The sequence below is a fragment of the Mucilaginibacter sp. P1_A3 genome, from assembly GCF_056406855.1.
In genome coordinates this window covers 303,791-323,248 of the sequence record NZ_JBFTZJ010000004.1, presented here as the reverse complement: position 1 = coordinate 323,248, position 19,458 = coordinate 303,791, and the positions used below count along the sequence as shown (strand labels likewise).

Genomic DNA, 19,458 nt, shown 5'->3' with positions numbered 1-19,458 from the left:
TATGATTACCAAAATAATTAATTCAATTAAGAAACGTAAAGCGGAATCTTACAAGCGGTACATAAGTACTTTTATTGAAATTGGTAATTCTTTTTTATTTGATACTTTTAGACTTGCAAATTCTACACAACCTGCAAAAAACAGAAAAGTAGTCAAAATTGGTAATGATACCATAATAGGCTGTTCAATATTATTGGAATCTGATATTGCTGAAATTGTTGTTGGAAATAACAATTGGATAGGGGCAAGTAATATTAGTTGTAAAACTAAAGTTACGATTGAGGATAATGTCTTCATCTCCTGGGGGTGCTATATCAGCGATCATGATTCTCATTCTATTAACTATTTGGATAGAGAACAAGACTTGAAATTGCAACTTGCAAATTTCAAAAGTGGTATGCCGTTACTTACCGATAAAAACTGGGACGTGGTAAATTCAAAGCCCATAAAAATATGCTCAAATTCATGGATTGGGATGAATTGCATAATTCTCAAAGGCGTTACTATTGGCGAAGGAGCTATTGTGGCCGCAGGCAGTGTTGTTACTAAAGATGTACCGGCCTGGTGTGTGGTGGCAGGGAACCCTGCAAAAGTTGTAAAAACATTGGCAAAATGAAAGTATTAATAATAGGATCAAAGGGCTTTATAGGTGCCAGTTTGGCATTGTATTTATCAAACAAGTTGTATGAGGTATATGAGTGCGATGTAGTGGTTGATTATAACAAAACCAACTATATGGTAATTGATGTTACCAACTCTGATTTTCATTCAATATTTTCAGAACACACTTTTGATATTTGCATTAATTGTTCGGGTGCGGCAAGTGTACCGGATTCAATTGTTCATCCGTTAAGAGATTATAATTTAAATACATATAATGTATTTAAAATGCTTGATGCAATAAGGCTTTATCAGCCCAAGTGTAAATTCATTAATCTATCAAGCGCGGCCATTTATGGTAACCCACCCACCTTGCCGGTGATGGAAAATTTTGTACCAAGCCCTATATCACCCTACGGAATTCACAAAGTACAGGCGGAAACCATTTGTAAAGAGTTTTATGATTACTATGGAATTCAGAATTGCTCTTTGAGAATATTTTCTGCCTATGGCGTTGGGTTAACCAAGCAGCTGTTATGGGATCTGAATAAGAAATTTAGCACTTCGGATGTAATTGAATTATTTGGAACTGGTAACGAATCGAGAGATTTTATAAATATAAAAGATCTTTTGATTGCAATAGAATGTTGTTTACAAGCAAATAAATTTGAAGCTGATGTTATCAATATAGCCAACGGCGTTGAAATAACCGTGAAACAAATAGTTGATATTTTTAAACAGCATTTTGCCGAAACGAAGCAAGTGAAATTTAATGGAATTGTTAAGGCCGGAGACCCGCTTTACTGGAGGGCCGATGTTACCTTACTAAAATCCTTAGGTTATTTACCCACAGTTGCTATTGAGGATGGCATAGCAGAATATATTATATGGGCCAAAACAATATGAAAAGGTTAAAAGTAGGATTAACGTTTTTTTATGATTATAAGGGATGGGCCGGCGGAGTGATGTATACATTAAATATCATTAGCTCATTGAATTTGCTGGAAGATGCACTTAAGCCAGAATTATACATCTATTATAACAATATATCTCCTATTGAGGACGTCAAAAAGATAGGTTATCCCTATCTGAAGTTTTTAAAAGTAAAAAATTACCCGCCGCCCTTTATAATAAGCACGTTAAGTTTTATTAGTATCAAATTATTTGGAAGATCGTTTCTTTTTAAGGAAAAGCCAGACTTAGTATATACATATTTTAAATATTTGAATTATGGCAGGCGTTCATTTTTTTGGATCCCTGATTTCCAGGAAAAATATTTACCCGAACTTTTCTCTGAAGAAAGTATAGCCACCCGCTCCAAATGGCATCAGTTTATTGCTGAAAACAAAAAGGGCGTAGTTGTTTTTAGTAGTATGGATGCTATGAATGACTTTAAGCTCTTTTATCCCGGCTACGTATGTACCATTGCTTTGGTTAGATTTGCCTGTATTTTACCGGAGTTTAAAAGCCTTTCGATAGATAGCTTAAAAAGCAAATTTGGTATTAAAAATAAATTTTTTATGGTGACCAATCAATTTTGGGCTCATAAAAACCATAAGGTAATATTGGAAGCAATTGCATTGCTTAAAAGTAAGAATCTTGATTTCCAGGTAGCTTTTACCGGTAGTACCCGTGATAAGAGAAACCCGGAATTTTTCAATACACTTGATGAATTCATTAAAACAAATGATTTAAATAGGTATATTGTATTTTTAGGATTTATTGAAAGGGAAGAACAGTTAAAGTTAATGGATGAATCAGTAGCTATTATTCAACCTTCACTTTTTGAGGGATGGAGTACGGTAGTTGAAGATGCTAAAGCTTTGAGTCAGAATATTATTTTGAGTAACCTTAAGGTTCATCAGGAACAGATAAGCAAAAATTGTTCTTTTTTTGATCCTCATAACGCGACTGAATTAGCCTCATTAATAGAAAGCTACCTGGTAAAAAGCCCGGAACGACTTTCTATTGATTATACACAAAATATTCGCAGGTTTGGAGAAGATTTTTTGGAGGCGTTAAAATATAATGAATTATAATGTTGTTGAATTACCTGGCGCTCTTTGTTAAGAATTTAAAAATGGCAACTAAAATTTAAATTTGTAAATACTCATCACTTTACCTATGTATGTAATATAAGGGTGATAAACAGTTAGTAAATTATGATCAGTCTTCTTTTAGCGGCAATCAGTATATTTTTATATTTAAGAAGAAAATATTTTGCGTCGTTAATAATATTTTTCTTTCTATTTCTTGATGGATTTCAAATAGTTCCCTTAAGTATTTTAACTGCCGGGTCTTTTTCTGGTGCAACTTTAGATAGTGCCTTATTCATTTTTGTTGGCCTGTTTTTGACGAGGGGAAGAGTTTGGCTTAAACATCCCATCATGCAAACTTCGTTTGCCAAATGGATTATGGTATTTATTGGCCTGGTTATATTGAACCTTATATATGGCTTGTTTGTGATGGATTATACCTTCGCAGATATATTTAAAGGGGGGCGCTTATATTTTTTTCTGTTAAGCTTTTTAATGTTTACCGAAGTGCCTCTTCAAGTAATTCATAAACTAATAAAGACGTTAGTAGTTATAACCTTTTTCCAGTCGATACTATTTGTGTTACAAATTGTAACCGGGCATTCCATTTTGCAAGGTCCAAAAGAGCTGGAGGACGAAAAACTGAGTTATGTGCGTTTCTATAACGTACCTATGCTTTTAAACTTTGCAATGTTAATTGCCATGTTTTGGAATCCCTTCGAAAAATTTAAGTGGTTAAAATGGGCCTTTATTGCTGTTTTTGGAGCTACCATTGTTGGCCCGTTAGATAGGGGATATTTGTTTGCGTGGTTTTTTTCTATCGGTTTGTTCACCGTTATTTATAATAGGCTCGACCGGAAAATATTTTATATTTTAGGTATTGTTATCCTTGGTTTTGCAGTTCTTTCCATCAGCGTAGTGCAAAAAAGAATTAACGAGGGAATAGAAGATTTATCTGCTTTAGAAACTATTTCATCAGGGCATACTATTCTTCAGGATAACACTTTTACTTACCGGATACAACATTTAGCAGAAAGAATAGATTATATAAGTTCAGAACCTGTAGGATGGTTATTTGGTATTGGATTGGTTGATGAAAGGGCTCCGCAAGTGGATCACCTCCCATTTCATTTTGGGTTATCAGACCCCTCAACAGGCAGAATTACCAAAGTTTACACAGCTGATATAGCGTGGTCAATGTTGTTTTTAACATTGGGGTTTGTGGGTGCCTTTTTATACGTAATGATTTTTATCCGGATATTATTAAAGTTTTCAAAAAATTCATTTATACCCGAAATCTCAAAGATCATATTTATACTTATTGTACTAAATTTTATAACGTCTATCACGTCCAGTGCATTAATACAACCTACGTTCTATATTCCCCTATTTTTGCTCGTTGTGTTTATATTCAAATATCAAATGCTGCAGCAGAACAATAAAAAAAAGATAGCTTTAATTCAGCAGCGTCATGATACAACCCCTAATATCGATTATAACAGTAACCTATAATAGCGCAGCCACAGTAAGGCGTACTATTGAATCTGTAAAGCAGCAAAACTATTCAAATATTGAATATATTATAGTTGACGGCGCATCTGCAGATAATACCGTGGAAATTTGTAAAAACGCTCTGAGTGATAGTAATATTAAATTTACAATTATCTCCGAACCTGACAATGGTATTTATGATGCCATGAATAAGGGTATTGAAATTGCAAAAGGGGACATAATAGGGATTATAAATAGTGATGATTGGTATGAAAGCAATATGTTTTTGGATATTTGTAATGCATGGAAGGTTTCTGGCAGCGGCATTTATGTTGGAATAATGCGTTCATGGCTTAACAACAAAGAATATTTACTCGAACGCAGATCTCACCTTTTTCTTAATACTTACATGATCCTGCACCCGGCTACTTTCATTACAAAAGATTTGTATACTAAATACGGTGCATATAATACAAAATATAAATATTCGGCCGATTTAGATCTGATACTTAAATATGATGCCAAAAAAGTTAATTTTTATTATATCGATAAAATCATCTCCAATTTTACAATAGGGGGGGCATCGTCAACGTCTGTCGCTGTTTTAGAATCTTTAAAAGTGAGGCTTGCATACAATTTAATTACTAAAAGGCAATTCTTCTTAAAGCGGCTAAAACTTGCTTTAAAGAATGTTATAGGTCGTTAAGGTAAGAATTTGATTAGTGAACGGAGTCGCCGTTCTTAATGTTAAGGTTTGGGCTGTCTGCCGTAAGTTAAAAGCAACAATAAGTAACAATAGTCATGAATGAACAATTGGTCACCTGTATTAAGGCGGATATATTTAGATATACTGGTAAAACTGGTTCAAAATATTTTTTCAAATGTTTTACACAAGAGATTGGCTTTCGGGTTACTCTTTTTTATAGGTTAACGGCGCATTATAAAAAGTATAACGTAATTGGCTTTTTCAGCAGATTTTTTTACCGGTATTATTTTTACATGCTTGGGTTTCAAATTCCGTTGTCGGCTAAAATTGGAAAAGGGTTAATAATTAAACATTTTGGATCAATAGTTCTGAATGGCGGTACCGTTATGGGAGATAATTGCTATATATCTCATGGAATAACTATTGGGCAAACCAATAGAGGGAAGATGAAAGGCGTCCCCAAAATTGGTAATAAAGTTTGGCTGGGGCCAAACTGTGTAGTAGTAGGGAATATACAAATTGGAGATAATGTTTTGATAGCCCCTAATGCTTATGTGAATTTTGATGTGCCGCCTAATAGTATTGTTATAGGTAATCCTGCAAAAATAGTGCATGATGAAAATGCCACAGATTGTTATATAAACAATATAGTTTAATGTTGCTTTACGAAGCTTAAATCGAACTTTAATATTTGATTTTTTAATATGCGTGTTCTTATTTTACCTTCATTTTATCCTACCCAGGACGAGCCTAACCGGGGCATTTTTTTTCAGCAACAAGCTCAACTATGTGTTAGAGATGATGTAGAAATTCACGTTTTGTTTTATGAATTGAGAAGTTTGAAAAAGCTAAAGGCTTTTAAAAACCTGAAGAACTTTTTCCAGACAAAGGCTTACCAGGAAAAAAATTTATTGGTTTACAGATGTCATGCATGGAATATAGTTCCTACACAATATAAATTAGGAACAGAAATTTGGATTAATGCTTCGTTTCGCCTTTTTCAGAAATATGTAAGCCAGTATGGCCTGCCAGACTTTATTCATGTTCAATCTGCATTTGCAGCAGGTAAACTCGCTTACCTGATAAACAAAAAGTATAACGTACCTTACTTTATTAACGAGCACGCATCAAGTGTTAAGTTGGGGAATTTTTCAGTTGAAGAAATTGAAAATTTAAAAAAGTATTATAACAAAGCTTACTGCGTTGTAGCGGTAAGTGAGCCTTTTAAAAATCTTATTGTTGAAAGGTTTTCTATAAATGCCGACCATATCAGGGTTATTCCGAATTTTATTGATATTGATTTTTTTAAACCACAGATTCATTCGGAGCCCCAAGGCCAAAAGATTCATTTTTTGACCGTTTGCTTTTTGGAAAAAAAGAAGGGGCTCGATCGATTGATAGACGCATTTTACGAAGCCTTTAAGGGTAACATGCAGGTTAAGTTAACAATAGGAGGCGAAGGGCCCATGAAACCGCTGCTGATTAGCCAAATAGAAAAGTACCAGTTGCAGGATCAAATTACTATGCTTGGGGCATTATCACAACAAGCAGTTAAAGAACAAATGCGGCTTTGTAGTAGTTTTGTTTTGGCCAGTAGAGTTGAAACCTTTGGAGTTGTTTTAATTGAAGCTATGGCAATGGGGAAGCCCGTGGTAGCTACACGGTGTGGTGGGCCTGAGGATTTTGTAGTTGATGAAGTAGGTATACTTGCAGAAAATAATCTTGATGCTGTGAAAGATGCATTATTAACTATGAGTCATAATTTGAACAAGTTTGATAATGGTATCATTCGTAAATATATAGAGGATAACTTTAGTGCCAGCGCAGTTTCCAATAAGGTAATAGCTTTATATAAAGAAATAAAAAACAGAGGTCAAAATTAATGATCTTCGATATTTTTCGTAAACTAGGTGATAAGCCATTGTAAAAGAATTGCTTGTTTGCGCCATTGACTATAATTGCATTTTAAAGGAAGGGGTTCATAAAACGAAATTCAGCGACCACTTAAGTTTCAGGTATATTTTACCTAAAACAATGGGCTGCTTATTTAAAACAGCCCATTGTTTATTTAACTTAATTTCGTTTAAGAAGTATTACAGAAGAATACGGCGCCAGGGTGATCTGTTGACTCACCGGTTTACCTTTTAAATCCTTATATAGGTGTGTTAAGGTAATTTTCTTCGAAACGCTGGATTTGTTACATCTTAACTCAACATCGCTATCTCCAAAAGATATTCCCGCGTTTAAATCTGTTGATGAGTCGTCATGACTGTAAGTATCCCGCCATTTTGATAAAGACATCCTGGATGTTGAGGGCATTTGCGCGGTAGTAGGCGTTACTACAATCATGCGTTCTTTGTCCGGTGAAACATAGGTGTTTTTTGAAAAGCGACCTATAGTTGACATATCATTTTTTGTTGCCAAAATAGCCACGGGCTGACTCTTTAGCTTGCTAAAGAAAGTGTTATTGCTTATTATATTATTCTTGGAGTCGCACTTGTCACTATTAACCGAATAATATTGTAAGTTGTTATTGTAACAAGTGTTGCTATCCACTAAAACGTTTATTGTACCGTGGAGATATATGCCGCTGGCAACGCAATTAAGAATCGTATTATTAGTTACATGGATATTTAAAGAACAATCATCAAGATAAATACCCTGTACATGGGCCCTGCTGATATTCGTTAGCGGGGAGTCATTATCGCCACCTGTAACAATATTATGTGATATAACTATATTGCCATTATTATTTCCGTTACCGTTCCAAGTATATATCCCTCCTCCGTCACCTTTTATCAAACAAAAATTTGATACCAAATTGTTTTTGATTAAAACATTTCCTGATGTAAAATCAATGCCATTAAAGCCAATGCTATCTATAACGTTATTTGAAATTGTTGCGTTGCCTGTTTTGCTGGAATATTGAAATCCCAGATATTGACCGTTATCACTTTTACCTCTGCCGAGAGTTAGGCCGCAATTTTTAATGGTGTTATTGGTAAAAGTAACATTCGATGATTCCCAAAGTACCACACCGTTATTATTAACGTGATTTATCACATTTTTAGTCAATTTGCATCCGCTGTTAGCTCCATCAAACTTAATTCCATCCTGTCCGGAATAATTTACAGTGAGATTATTTAATGTTATATAAGATGAGCTATGAGCATAAACAGAGATATTGGAAGTTTTGTTAATCTCAATATTTTGAATTGAAATATAATTTGCATTATTAATGTATATGCCATAGGCATAATAGGGAATTTCAAGCTTAGAATTATTTGGATCTGCAGCGGCAGAATATAAATAGATTTTTTTGTTTTTATAATCAAAATACCACTCGCCGTTTACATCAAGCGTCCCCAAACTGTTCTGAATGAAATAGCCCCAGCCATCAACAAAATTAAATTGATTGTATTGAATCTTTATTAAATTGCCCTTTACATAATCAATTTTCCTTTTTTCAATCAGGTATTCTGCAGGTTTAAAAACTAATTCTGCATCCTTCCAATCGCCCGTAAGGGGCTCTTTGGATACCATTTGGTATTTATCCAGGTGGCTTGCTATCGTCAAACTACCGGTATTCGGATACCTTCCCAATGGGAGCGGCCGCGAGTTTTGGTAAAAATCGGAGATGTCAGAATCTTTTTGGCAAGCAGCTTGCCATATATTATTATTTGTTGGTGACTGTGTCCAACTGGTAATTTGTTTAGCGCCGGTTATAACGGGCTTTTTACCAATATCATATGAGCTAATTTGTATTAATTTTCCAGGTGCTCCGGAATTTTTAATGTTTATCTGACCGACGAAGGTATCATTACAACGAAATAGAACTTTATCACCCGGTTGCAATGTCAATTGGTTTAACTTATCAATGGTTTTAAAAGCTGAGTTTTTTGCCTTTCCATTATTAAGATCGTTCCCGTTATTAGAAAAATAATACGTAACTTGCCCAAAAGATGATAAATTGATAAAAAGCAGTATATAAAAGAAGAAATATTTCATTTTTTGTTTGTTTTTTATTTTAAAAATGTTGGTTGTTAATAATAAGACTATCTATAAAACATAGATTTAATATAGTCAAAACGTAATCGACCTTGAAAAGTTATCGTATTTGTGTTTTAAATGAAGGTTAGTAATCACTTATTTAACAATTTAAGAAAGTGAAACTTTTTATGCTAAAGTTTATAATTATAATATGATGCTTCAAATGTCGAAGGCTCTACTCGAAATAGATAAACTGTTTGTATTACATGGCGAAAAAAATCATGACAGGCTAATAGTTAAACTTCAAATTATACATCCGTTTTTCTTAAATATTTTAGGACCTTAAGAAATAAAATTTGCTATGAAAAAACATTTAGACCTTGTTTGACTTCTTTCAAGGATAAATGACTGAAACGCTTTTTTCAATATATGTATAGATCTTCCAATGAATAATTATGCACCAATAGTACTGTTTGTCTACAACAGGCCAAATCATACTGAACGTACAGTTAATGCCCTGCTTGATAATCACCTGGCGTCTGAAAGTGATTTATTTATATTTTCTGATGCTGCAAAAAATAGTGAATCTTTAGGAGATGTTAAGCTTGTAAGGGATTTTATAAAAAAAATCGATGGATTTAAAAGTATCACAATTATTGAGCGGGAAGTCAACTTCGGGMTAATAAAATCAATATCAGAAGGTGTAACCGATATTGTAAATAGATACAAAAAAATAATTGTAATCGAAGATGATCTCATCACTCACAAACAATTTTTACAATACATGAATGAAACATTAGAATTATATGAAAATAATTCGAATGTTTATGAAATAACGGGTTATTCACATATAAATAATACCGCTAAAATTGTTGAAAATCAATCGTATTTTTTAAAAATTACAAGTACCTGGGGATGGGCAACGTGGGCTAACCGTTGGGAGATATTTTCAAAGGGATTGGAAGGCGTTGAAGATTTAGATAGCAATAGAAAACTTAAATATCTGTTTAACTATAATAACTCATATAATTATTATAAAATGTTAAACGATATGAAAACTGGGAAAGCCAAATCATGGGGAATAGTTTGGTATTGGAATATATTTAAGAATAATGGTTTAACACTTTACCCAACTGAAACATTAGTGGATCAAATTGGTTTTGACGGTACCGGTCAAAATGCCAAAAATTATGTAGTATCATCCAGTAGAATTAAATCAGAAGCGTATGAATTTGTTTACCCTACTGTAATAGAGGAAAATTCTAAAAGTAGAAATCAAATTATAAAAATACTTAGAACACGAAAGCTATTTCTAATTCTTAAAGTAATAGGTCATACTTTGAGAATTAAGCGTAAATAATTCATAGTAATAATCATTATTAAAGAATGAGTTTAAAAAAGCAAGTAAAATATATAATAAGAAGAATTTTAAGCATTCCTATCCGTCGTAAACTTACTGCTGCCTCAAACGTGGTTTTTTATAGTGGAGTTAAGGTTCATAACTTATTAAATAATCCCGATAAAATAGTAATAGGAGATCAAAGCCATATCAATGGTGAATTACATGTGTTTGGTTATGGTGGCGAGATTAGAATTGGAAAAAGGTGTTATATCGGCGAAGGTACCCGCATTTGGTCTGGTAATAAGATTATTATAGGCAACGATGTATTAATTTCTCATAATGTGAATATAATGGATACCAATTCGCACGAAATTAATTATTTAGAACGCGCTGCTGGTTTTTTGCATATCATCACAGAGGGGCATCCCAAAGAGGCCGTAAATGTGAATACAGCTCCAATTGTAATCGGTGATAATGCATGGATAAATTTCAATAGCATTATTTTAAAGGGAGTAACCATTGGGGAAGGGGCAATAATTGCAGCCGGAAGTGTTGTTACTAAAGACGTTCCGTCATTTGCCCTGGTCGGGGGAAGTCCAGCCAAAATAATCAAATATGTAAATTAAAAAAATGCTAAGAAAAGTAATCAAATTTTTATACCGCTTTTATTTGACTAAAAGATTTCGGAATAAATTAACCATTGGTAATGAATCAAAACTGGCATTCAATAAGTTTAACTTTAAAGAAGGTTGTACTATTTCAATTGGAGATAGATCTATTATTGAGTCAAATATATATTTTGATAAGTCAGAGGGCCATGTAATTATAGGTAGCAGAACATTTATTGGAGGGTCTAAATTAGTTTGTGCTGATAAAATTGAAATTGGCGATGACGTTTTAATATCCTGGGGCTGCACTATTGTCGATCATGATTCACACTCGTTGTTGTTTTCCGAAAGGAAGGACGATGTGATAAATGGATTAAAGGGGATTAAAATTTGGGAAAACGTTACTACTAAACCTGTTAAAATAAATAACAAGGTATGGATAGGATTTGAAGTAAGAATTTTAAAAGGAGTAACGATAGGTGAAGGGGCCTGCATTGCTGCAGGTAGTTTGGTAACGAAGGATGTGCCCCCATACACGTTAGTTGGAGGTGTACCGGCGAAAATACTCAAGAGTTTACCGAAAGAATGTTACCGGTAAGGGCGATTCAAAATATTATCATTTTGCTGTAGGATCTTTATTGGGTAAAGACCAAATGCCTGAAATTGCTTTGCATGGTGTATCAAAAAATATAGTAAATGGTTTAAAGAATATAATTATATGATAAGAGTAGGATTTACAATTATTGATGGAAAAGTGAATTGGATGGGTGGAATAAATTACCTTAAAAATTTGCTTTATGCAATTTCACAATTGGAAGAAAGAAAAATCCAGCCTGTATTGTTTTTAGGAAATAACATTGACAAAAAAATTGTTCAGGAATTCAAAGACTTAGCCGAAATACACCAGGATTCATTATTTGACAGGAAGAGTTCGAAATGGATTATTTATACTTTTTTGAGAGACGTTTTTAAAAGAAACCCTGCTGTTAATCAAATAATAGAAAAATATAACATACAAGCATTTAGCCACTCATTTATTTATGGCCCCGATATAAATTGTTTGAAAATTAATTGGATACCCGATTTTCAGCACATTCATTTGCCAAAATTATATTCAAAACTTCATCTGCTTGTTAGGGATTATCGTTTACGATCATTGGCGAAATACAGCGATATTGTTATATTAAGCAGTTATGATGCTTTAAACGATTATAAAAAATTTACTCCTGAATATACTGCAAAAGCCCGTGTAATTCATTTTGTTTCTCAAACAACATCCTTCGAAGACAAAGGGTTAGCGTATATCAAAGAAAAATATAAAACAAAAGAGGGGTATTTTTTCTTACCCAATCAATTCTGGGCTCACAAAAATCATAAAGTAGCATTTGAAGCAATTAAAATAGCTATAGAAAAAGCGCCCGATATCATGTTAATATGCAGTGGTCATTTAAATGATGACAGAAATGCAAAACATATAATCGAATTAAGAGCATTTATAGAAGAAAATAAATTGCAGGATAACATAGTTCTTTTAGGACTTATTCCTTTCGGAGATGTTTTGTTACTTATGAAATATTCCATTTCAGTAGTAAATCCATCTTATTTTGAAGGTTGGAGTTCAACAGTTGAGGAATCAAAAAGTATGAGAAAAAATCTTATACTTTCTGATATTCCGGTTCACCGGGAACAAGCGCCTCATCAAGTAGTATTTTTCCATCCCGATGAGCCAGCGGAATTGGCAAATATTTTAATTGATAAATGGGAGCATAAAGAGGATATAGATCAGAAAAGTACTATTGGAAATGATGACTTAATTAAACGCACTATTGAGTTTGGCAGTAAGTTTCAATCCGTAATATTAGAATCTATAGAAAATTAAGTCATGTGGTTGGTTTTTTGGCTAAAAATGAATAGTCGTTAAAAATGTCATCAAATTAATTGATTATTAATAATAAAACATTTACTTTGTTATTGAATTGAAAATTTAACCAAGATTAATTACCTTTGAACTGTATCAATATAGAGGTTTAATAGTTTACTTAATAAAAATCAATCTTAATACGTACCAATGAAATTCTGATATTACTGTCCATCAAAAGCCCTGATGATTATAAAAGCAGCAACACAGCATAAAATAAGTTTTAAATACTTTGCACATCTAATTAATTATTTCCATTCCATCTTTAAATGAAAAATGAACAATTTCCTGTCAAAATAAATTTATGTTCAAGCGGTGATGTAACCAACCCTAAAACATGGTCAGGTACGCCATACAATATTTATTGCGAGCTAAAAAAAATGGATGCTGTTGGTATCACTTTTAGTCTACATGATAAATTGCCCTTTAAAAGGCTTGCTGGCCCATTATCTTTGCTTTATTATTTTAATAATCAGGATGCTTTTCGTGGTAAATTAGTCAGGTATATTAGTTCAAAAATTGTTCTCTGGAACTTAAAAAATGCGTCTTCCAGGCATACGCTTCATTTTGGAACCTTGGGTTTCTCAACAATGAAGTTTCCCAAAAATCATTCCCACTATATTTATATCGATTCAACATGGGCTCTTCGTTCAAGCCAGGCTGCTTTTATAGATAAGTATTCAAAGAGATTAATTGAAGATTCTGAATTATTGGAAAGCAGCAGTTTTAATCAATGTAAGCACATATTCACAATAAGTGAATATGTAAAAAAAAATCTTATTGATCATTATTTGATCCCAGAGTCTAAAATAACGGTGGTGGGAACAGGGGTTGGAGTAATCAAGCCCTATACTGGATTAAAGGATTACAAAAACGGGAAAATATTATTTGTTGCAAAAGGTCGTTTTGAAGATAAGGGTGGATATTTAGTTATGAATGCTTTTAAAAAGGCATTAGAGAAAAATCCTAATCTGGAATTAACAATCGTGGGACAAAAATCCTATGCACACCTGGAAAAACATCCTAAAGTCAAAACATATGGTTTTCTTCCGTTAGAGGAACTGCAGGCTTTATTTGAAACCCATAGTTTGTTTTTAATGCCTGCTTTTTACGAGCCATGGGGGCTTGTGTATCTTGAAGCATTGATATGTAAAATGCCAATTGTTGGTTTAAACAAAAACAGTTTTCCTGAGCTTTCAAATTACGGTGAATTTGGATTTGGGATTGATACTCCTTCAGAAGATTTATTAGCGCAAACCATAAATTATGCTTTTGATAATCCAGAGTTATTAGAAAAAATGGGTATCGCTGGGCAAGCATATTGCTTGTCAAATTTTACCTGGGAGGTTTCTGTTGATAAAATGATCAACAAGATCAATTCTTTTAATGAAAGCAGTTTGGTAACAGTTTGATGGTTGTTAATAATGAATAATAATTAATTTATGAAAATCGGAGTAATAGGCAGTGGAATATCCGGGTTGAGTATAGCAAATCTTCTAAAAGATAACCATGAGGTAATCGTATTTGAGAGGCAAAAAAAACTAGGCGGCCTGATTAAATGTGAACGTGTAAATGACTGTTTATTTCACAAGGTTGGTGGCCATGTTTTTAATTCAAGAAATCAGAAGGTTTTTGACTGGTTTTGGTCACACTTTGATAAAGACAAAGAGTTTGTTCAGGCTAAAAGAAATGCTAAAGTCTTTTTTAATGAAAAAATTATTGGGTATCCTATAGAGAACTATATCTATCTTTTCGATAAGGCGCTGGTGAAAGATATCGTAGCTGAACTTTTGGAACTGCAAACAAAACCCAAGATCTCTCCCTTTGACTATGAAAATTTTGAAGACTTTTTAAAAGGAAATTTTGGTAATACGTTATACGAAATTTACTTTAAACCATATAATCACAAAATTTGGAGAACAGACCTTAATACGGTATCCATGAAATGGCTTGACGGGAAATTGCCGATGCCAAATCTTGAAGAAATCATTCAAAATAACATTACCCGATCTGAAGAGGATAATATGGTACATTCTACCTTTTATTATCCCAAGGAAGGCGGGTCGCAATTTATAGTTGATCGATTGACCTCAGGTTTAACAATTCTGAACAATTCTAATATTGATACTATTAAAGAATCCAATGAAAAACTCATTGTTGAAGAACATGAGTTTGATAAGCTCGTTTTTTGTGGCGACATAAGAAACATTCCAGCTTATTGTAAACAAATTCTTATAGACGCAGGTGTTGATGTTAACTATTTAGAAAATTTGCGATCCAACGGCACTTCAAATTTGTTTTGTGAAACTGATGAAAATGATATTTCCTGGATGTATATCCCAGAGGATTTTACTAAAGCGCATCGGATAATATATACCGGAAACTTTAGTAATACTAATAATAGGGGTTCATCGAAAAAAACTTGTGTTGTTGAATTTTCTGGAAAGGTTGATTATGACGTTATGGTAAGTGAAATAAAAAAATTGCCGGGAAATTTGTCGCCCTTATCCTATAATTACGAGCCTAATTCATATGTTATTCAGGACCATCGTACAAGAAGTGAAATAAGCGCTGCCAAAAATGCTTTAAAAGAGAAAAATATTTTTTTACTTGGTAGATTTGCTGAATGGGAATACTATAATATGGATAAGGCGATGGAGGCTGCTTTTGAATTATATGAAAATGAACTAAACTAATTGCGCCAAACTGTCGGGATGTAAATAAGTCACTCGTATTAATTTAATCGTCTAATTATCTTTTAAGGAAATATAAATAAACACACCTAAACTTAGATCAAAAAAATATTTGTTCAATCATTAAATTTATCATGAAAAAAATCGCGCTATTAACAGGCATAACCGGTCAAGACGGGGCCTATCTTACAGAGTTGTTATTATCAAAAGGGTATGAGGTGCATGGTATAAAAAGAAGAAGTTCTCTTTTTAATACAGATCGCATTGATCATTTATACCAGGATCCTCATGATACTGACGTTAAGCTTACATTACATTATGGAGATTTGAGCGACTCGACTAATCTTATACGCATTATTCAACAAGTACAGCCAGACGAAATTTACAATTTGGGTGCCATGTCTCACGTAAAGGTGAGTTTTGATACCCCAGAATATACCGCTAATGCGGATGGTATTGGAACACTTCGTTTATTGGAAGCTATAAGGATTTTAGGTTTAGAGAAAAAAACAAAAATATATCAGGCATCCACTTCGGAATTATATGGTTTGGTACAGGCTGTTCCTCAGTCAGAAACTACGCCTTTTTACCCTCGTTCACCTTATGCAGTGGCTAAGATGTACGCTTACTGGATAACCGTTAATTACCGCGAGGCTTATGGTATTTTTGCTTGTAATGGTATTTTGTTTAACCATGAAAGCCCATTAAGAGGCGAAACTTTTGTAACGCGTAAAATTACAAGAGCAGCAGCTAAAATTGCCATGGGAATGCAGGATAAACTATATTTAGGTAACCTGGATTCTCAAAGGGATTGGGGACATGCAAAAGATTACGTAGAGGCGATGTATTTAATATTGCAGCAAGAAACTCCTGAAGATTATGTTATTGCTACAGGTRTAACTACCCGGGTACGTGAGTTTGTACGCATGGCGTTTGCAGAAGTGGGTGTTGCTATTGAATTTAAAGGCGAGGGTGTAAACGAAGTTGGTTATGTTGTGTCTTGCGAATCTCCTGATTATCAAATAGAAATTGGAAGAGAAGTTGTTGCTGTTGATCCTAAATATTTTAGGCCTACAGAAGTAGATCTTTTAATAGGCGATCCAACTAAATCAAAAACAAAACTGGGTTGGAAACCTAAATATGATTTGAAAATGTTGGTTGAAGATATGATGAATGCCGATGTAAACCATTTCCGTAAAGAAAAACTGCTTAAAGATTCTGGCTATGTTATAAAAAATCAATATGAATAATCAATTTGTTGATTCATATTAATTATATATTAATATTATCTGGTTACTTCGGCGTTTAATTGATATTAAATTAAAACGCTGAAGTAACCAGATATATAACTTCTATTATAAATGAGCAAATTTGAATCTGTAAATTGGCTGTCATATAATATTTTCAAAGGAGATCTTGGACAGATCTCCTTTGAAAATAAATTATTGATTAATACAATTAACCAATATTCTTACTGTATAGCTGAGAAAGACAGCGAATTTAAAGATGCCTTAATTAATTCTGATATACTACTACCTGATGGTATTGCTATAGTAATGGCAGTACGAAAGATGCTTAAATTAAAAATAAAAAAAATTGCTGGAGCTGACGTTCATTCGCATCTCCTATATTCTTGTAATAACAATAAAAAAACTTGTTTTTATTTGGGTTCTTCAGAAAAAACTTTGAATGAAATAAAGAATCGTTTAAGTAAAGAGTATCCAGGTATGAAGGTTGGCTTTTACTCACCTCCATATAAAAACAAGTTTACCGATGAGGATAACCGCAACATGTTAAATGCTATTAATTCATTTAAGCCGGATGTATTGTTTGTTGGGATGACAGCCCCCAAACAGGAAAAATGGGCAAATGAATTTAAAGCGCAAATAAATGCACACGTAATTTGCACAATAGGTGCTGTTTTCGATTTTTATGCAGGTACAATAGACCGGCCTCATAAGATATGGGTTAAGTTGGGATTGGAGTGGTTTATACGTTTTTTAAGAGAACCCTTACGGATGTGGAAAAGGTATTTTTATTACGGCCCTGTTTTTCTCTTCAAACTATCAAGGTTATCTAATAAAAATATATAATTATAGCGTTAGGGTATAGAGGTAGTAACTAAAGTAATTTTTTTTGCCTCAGTTAGCTAGCAAGTGTATTATCATATAATAACACTCTTTTTAATAAAATTTAAATGGAAAAAAACGCCAAGATTTACATCGCCGGCCATCGTGGGATGGTTGGTTCTGCCATTTTTCGTAAACTGAAAAGTGAGGGATATGATAATTTAATAACACGCACATCTGCTGAGCTTGACTTGCGCGATCAGCAAGCAGTGGTGAACTTTTTTGCTTCAGAAAAACCAGAATACGTTTTTCTTGCGGCTGCAAAAGTGGGTGGTATAGTTGCTAATAATACCTATCGTGCGGATTTTTTATATGAAAACTTACAAATCCAGAACAACATCATTCATCAGTCGTATGTTGATGGCGTAAAAAAATTGATGTTTTTGGGTTCAAGCTGTATATATCCTAAAATGGCACCTCAGCCTTTAAAGGAAGAGTATTTGCTAACCGGTGTGCTTGAGCAAACAAATGAGCCCTATGCAATAGCTAAAATAGCCGGTATTAAAATGTGCGATGCTTACCGTGCACAGTATGGCTGTAATTTTATATCTGTAATGCCTACCAATTTGTATGGGTATAATGATAACTATCACCCGCAAAACTCCCATGTATTGCCGGCGTTAATTCGCAGATTTCATGAAGCTAAAGAGCAAAATTCCCCCGACGTTACTATTTGGGGTACAGGTTCGCCAATGCGTGAATTTTTATTTGCAGATGATCTGGCCGAGGCCTGTTATTATTTAATGCAAAATTATGATGAGGAAGGCTTAGTGAATATCGGAACTGGTGAAGATATAACCATTAAGGATCTTGCTTTATTGATAAAAAATATTGTAGGATATCCCGGAGAAATTAAGTTTGATACTACTAAACCTGATGGTACGCCACGAAAACTAATGGATGTTTCAAAGCTTCATGACAGAGGATGGAAGCATACCATTGAATTGGAAGAAGGTATTAAACTTGCATATCAGGATTTTTTGAGTAAAAATACCGTTAAGCAAGACTAAAGTTTATCTGCTTGAATTTGTGCTGTAAGCTTTATCGCTTTGATCAAAAATACAAGGATTAGCCTGTAAGGTATATTAACACTTTACAGGCTAAAATTTAACCTGTTATGAAGTATGCAAAGAACATAAGCAGAGGTTAGATACGCAAAATATAATAGTATACAGGAAAAACTTCTCAAAGTACATATAATGGGCCATTGCGAGTCTATTACCGAAACTGAGTTTGTTTAAAAAAACCTGTAAATAATGGGTTCGGATTAGTTTTTGCAAACAAAACCCGCTTAATAATGTTATGAGTGGTGCTTATGCCAATTATTATAATCATCTATATCCTAACCAATAACCATAAGTAATTTATAAAGCATATCATGACAATTACACCTACCCCAATCCAGGGATGCATAATATTAACCCCAAGGATTTTTAATGATGAGAGGGGATATTTTTTTGAATCATTTAACGCGCAAAGTTTTAACGATGCAATAGGTTACAAAGTCGATTTTATTCAGGATAATCAATCATACTCCACAAGAGGGGTGCTTAGAGGGCTTCACTTTCAAAAAGGAGAGTATTCTCAAGCGAAATTAGTGAGGGTAACTCAGGGAGAAGTATTGGATGTAGCTGTTGATCTCAGAAAAGGATCGCCAACTTACGGACAGCAATTTTCTGTAATTCTATCTGAAGATAATCATCAACAGCTTTTTATCCCCCGCGGCTTTGCACATGGATTTATAGTTTTAAGCGATTCTGCTATTTTTCAATATAAGTGCGACAACTATTATAACAAAACTTCGGAAGGCGGGTTGCATTACGCCGATCCGGAACTTAATATAGATTGGAGCATGTCTGTAGATGAATTGGTGGTATCAGAAAAAGATATTGAGCTGCCATTTTTAAAAGACGCAGGCGATTTAGGTTTTTAATAAATTACTTTA

General features: G+C 33.6%; 18 protein-coding genes. 17 read left to right on the top strand and 1 reads right to left on the bottom strand.

Annotated elements, in window-relative coordinates; translation table 11 throughout:
• Position 1: 1 nt before the first annotated feature.
• The 7 genes from AC1D0K_RS10240 (at position 2) to AC1D0K_RS10210 (ending at position 6,716) form a co-directional block, all read left to right on the top strand.
• Entirely contained in the window at positions 2-616 is a 615-nt protein-coding gene (locus tag AC1D0K_RS10240; RefSeq protein ID WP_477399010.1) for an acyltransferase, read from the top strand.
• Positions 613-1,506, top strand: a complete 894-nt coding sequence (locus AC1D0K_RS10235) for an NAD-dependent epimerase/dehydratase family protein (protein WP_477399012.1) — start codon at positions 613-615, stop codon at positions 1,504-1,506. The genes AC1D0K_RS10240 and AC1D0K_RS10235 overlap by 4 nt, the downstream gene beginning before the upstream one ends.
• A complete protein-coding gene (locus tag AC1D0K_RS10230; RefSeq protein WP_477399014.1) occupies positions 1,503-2,639 on the top strand; it encodes a glycosyltransferase in 1,137 nt (378 codons plus the stop codon). Before AC1D0K_RS10235 ends, AC1D0K_RS10230 begins: the two co-directional genes overlap by 4 nt.
• Before the next feature lie 348 nt (positions 2,640-2,987).
• Complete coding sequence (locus AC1D0K_RS10225) at positions 2,988-4,148, top strand: hypothetical protein (protein WP_477441908.1); 1,161 nt, start codon at positions 2,988-2,990, stop codon at positions 4,146-4,148.
• Positions 4,108-4,833, top strand: a complete 726-nt coding sequence (locus tag AC1D0K_RS10220) for a glycosyltransferase family 2 protein (RefSeq protein WP_477398985.1) — start codon at positions 4,108-4,110, stop codon at positions 4,831-4,833. The genes AC1D0K_RS10225 and AC1D0K_RS10220 overlap by 41 nt, the downstream gene beginning before the upstream one ends.
• Before the next feature lie 293 nt (positions 4,834-5,126).
• Positions 5,127-5,489, top strand: coding sequence for a serine O-acetyltransferase (locus AC1D0K_RS10215; RefSeq protein WP_477463051.1), 363 nt, complete (start codon positions 5,127-5,129; stop codon positions 5,487-5,489).
• A gap of 48 nt (positions 5,490-5,537) precedes the next feature.
• Entirely contained in the window at positions 5,538-6,716 is a 1,179-nt protein-coding gene (locus tag AC1D0K_RS10210) for a glycosyltransferase (RefSeq protein WP_477398989.1), read from the top strand.
• A gap of 190 nt (positions 6,717-6,906) precedes the next feature.
• Here the strand turns inward: AC1D0K_RS10210 and AC1D0K_RS10205 are convergent, their stop codons facing one another.
• A complete protein-coding gene (locus tag AC1D0K_RS10205; RefSeq protein ID WP_477463050.1) occupies positions 6,907-8,841 on the bottom strand; it encodes a right-handed parallel beta-helix repeat-containing protein in 1,935 nt (644 codons plus the stop codon).
• Between the two features lie 427 nt (positions 8,842-9,268).
• Here AC1D0K_RS10205 and AC1D0K_RS10200 point away from each other — a divergent pair, with 427 nt between their 5' ends.
• The 10 genes from AC1D0K_RS10200 to rfbC all read left to right on the top strand — a co-directional run bounded on the left by AC1D0K_RS10200 (position 9,269) and on the right by rfbC (position 19,446).
• Positions 9,269-10,183, top strand: coding sequence for a glycosyltransferase (locus AC1D0K_RS10200; protein ID WP_477463049.1), 915 nt, complete (start codon positions 9,269-9,271; stop codon positions 10,181-10,183).
• A gap of 26 nt (positions 10,184-10,209) precedes the next feature.
• The gene (locus AC1D0K_RS10195; RefSeq protein WP_477463048.1) at positions 10,210-10,791 is read left to right on the top strand and encodes an acyltransferase; all 582 of its coding nucleotides are present in this window, start codon (positions 10,210-10,212) and stop codon (positions 10,789-10,791) included.
• Between the two features lie 4 nt (positions 10,792-10,795).
• Positions 10,796-11,371: an acyltransferase gene (locus tag AC1D0K_RS10190; protein ID WP_477398995.1), complete on the top strand. Its 576-nt coding sequence runs from the start codon at positions 10,796-10,798 to the stop codon at positions 11,369-11,371.
• 120 nt (positions 11,372-11,491) lie between these two features.
• Entirely contained in the window at positions 11,492-12,652 is a 1,161-nt protein-coding gene (locus AC1D0K_RS10185) for a glycosyltransferase (RefSeq protein WP_477398997.1), read from the top strand.
• 308 nt (positions 12,653-12,960) lie between these two features.
• Complete coding sequence (locus AC1D0K_RS10180; RefSeq protein WP_477399904.1) at positions 12,961-14,103, top strand: glycosyltransferase family 4 protein; 1,143 nt, start codon at positions 12,961-12,963, stop codon at positions 14,101-14,103.
• Positions 14,104-14,133: 30 nt separating this feature from the next.
• Positions 14,134-15,387 (top strand): protoporphyrinogen/coproporphyrinogen oxidase, encoded by a 1,254-nt coding sequence (locus AC1D0K_RS10175; RefSeq protein ID WP_477399902.1) that lies wholly within the window; start codon positions 14,134-14,136, stop codon positions 15,385-15,387.
• 131 nt (positions 15,388-15,518) lie between these two features.
• Positions 15,519-16,634 carry a GDP-mannose 4,6-dehydratase gene (gmd, locus tag AC1D0K_RS10170; protein ID WP_477463047.1) on the top strand — a complete coding sequence of 372 codons (1,116 nt, stop codon included), beginning with the start codon at positions 15,519-15,521 and terminating at the stop codon, positions 16,632-16,634.
• Positions 16,635-16,745: 111 nt separating this feature from the next.
• Positions 16,746-17,477, top strand: a complete 732-nt coding sequence (locus AC1D0K_RS10165; protein ID WP_477398666.1) for a WecB/TagA/CpsF family glycosyltransferase — start codon at positions 16,746-16,748, stop codon at positions 17,475-17,477.
• Positions 17,478-17,581: 104 nt separating this feature from the next.
• A complete protein-coding gene (fcl, locus tag AC1D0K_RS10160) occupies positions 17,582-18,523 on the top strand; it encodes a GDP-L-fucose synthase (RefSeq protein ID WP_477398668.1) in 942 nt (313 codons plus the stop codon).
• 368 nt (positions 18,524-18,891) lie between these two features.
• Positions 18,892-19,446: a dTDP-4-dehydrorhamnose 3,5-epimerase gene (gene rfbC / locus AC1D0K_RS10155; RefSeq protein ID WP_477398670.1), complete on the top strand. Its 555-nt coding sequence runs from the start codon at positions 18,892-18,894 to the stop codon at positions 19,444-19,446.
• Positions 19,447-19,458 lie beyond the last annotated feature (12 nt).

Bases quoted from the DNA above. Each gene is read 5' to 3' on its own strand.
- AC1D0K_RS10215 (WP_477463051.1), top strand. From the start codon at position 5,127: ATGCTTGGGTTTCAAATTCCGTTGTCGGCTAAAATTGGAAAAGGGTTA.
- AC1D0K_RS10210 (WP_477398989.1), top strand. From the start codon at position 5,538: ATGCGTGTTCTTATTTTACCTTCATTTTATCCTACCCAGGACGAGCCT.
- AC1D0K_RS10230 (WP_477399014.1), top strand. From the start codon at position 1,503: ATGAAAAGGTTAAAAGTAGGATTAACGTTTTTTTATGATTATAAGGGA.
- AC1D0K_RS10235 (WP_477399012.1), top strand. From the start codon at position 613: ATGAAAGTATTAATAATAGGATCAAAGGGCTTTATAGGTGCCAGTTTG.
- AC1D0K_RS10175 (WP_477399902.1), top strand. From the start codon at position 14,134: ATGAAAATCGGAGTAATAGGCAGTGGAATATCCGGGTTGAGTATAGCA.
- AC1D0K_RS10180 (WP_477399904.1), top strand. From the start codon at position 12,961: ATGAAAAATGAACAATTTCCTGTCAAAATAAATTTATGTTCAAGCGGT.
- AC1D0K_RS10225 (WP_477441908.1), top strand. From the start codon at position 2,988: ATGCAAACTTCGTTTGCCAAATGGATTATGGTATTTATTGGCCTGGTT.
- rfbC (WP_477398670.1), top strand. From the start codon at position 18,892: ATGACAATTACACCTACCCCAATCCAGGGATGCATAATATTAACCCCA.
- AC1D0K_RS10165 (WP_477398666.1), top strand. From the start codon at position 16,746: ATGAGCAAATTTGAATCTGTAAATTGGCTGTCATATAATATTTTCAAA.
- AC1D0K_RS10220 (WP_477398985.1), top strand. From the start codon at position 4,108: ATGATACAACCCCTAATATCGATTATAACAGTAACCTATAATAGCGCA.
- AC1D0K_RS10240 (WP_477399010.1), top strand. From the start codon at position 2: ATGATTACCAAAATAATTAATTCAATTAAGAAACGTAAAGCGGAATCT.
- AC1D0K_RS10205 (WP_477463050.1), bottom strand. From the start codon at position 8,841: ATGAAATATTTCTTCTTTTATATACTGCTTTTTATCAATTTATCATCT.
- AC1D0K_RS10190 (WP_477398995.1), top strand. From the start codon at position 10,796: ATGCTAAGAAAAGTAATCAAATTTTTATACCGCTTTTATTTGACTAAA.
- fcl (WP_477398668.1), top strand. From the start codon at position 17,582: ATGGAAAAAAACGCCAAGATTTACATCGCCGGCCATCGTGGGATGGTT.
- AC1D0K_RS10195 (WP_477463048.1), top strand. From the start codon at position 10,210: ATGAGTTTAAAAAAGCAAGTAAAATATATAATAAGAAGAATTTTAAGC.
- AC1D0K_RS10185 (WP_477398997.1), top strand. From the start codon at position 11,492: ATGATAAGAGTAGGATTTACAATTATTGATGGAAAAGTGAATTGGATG.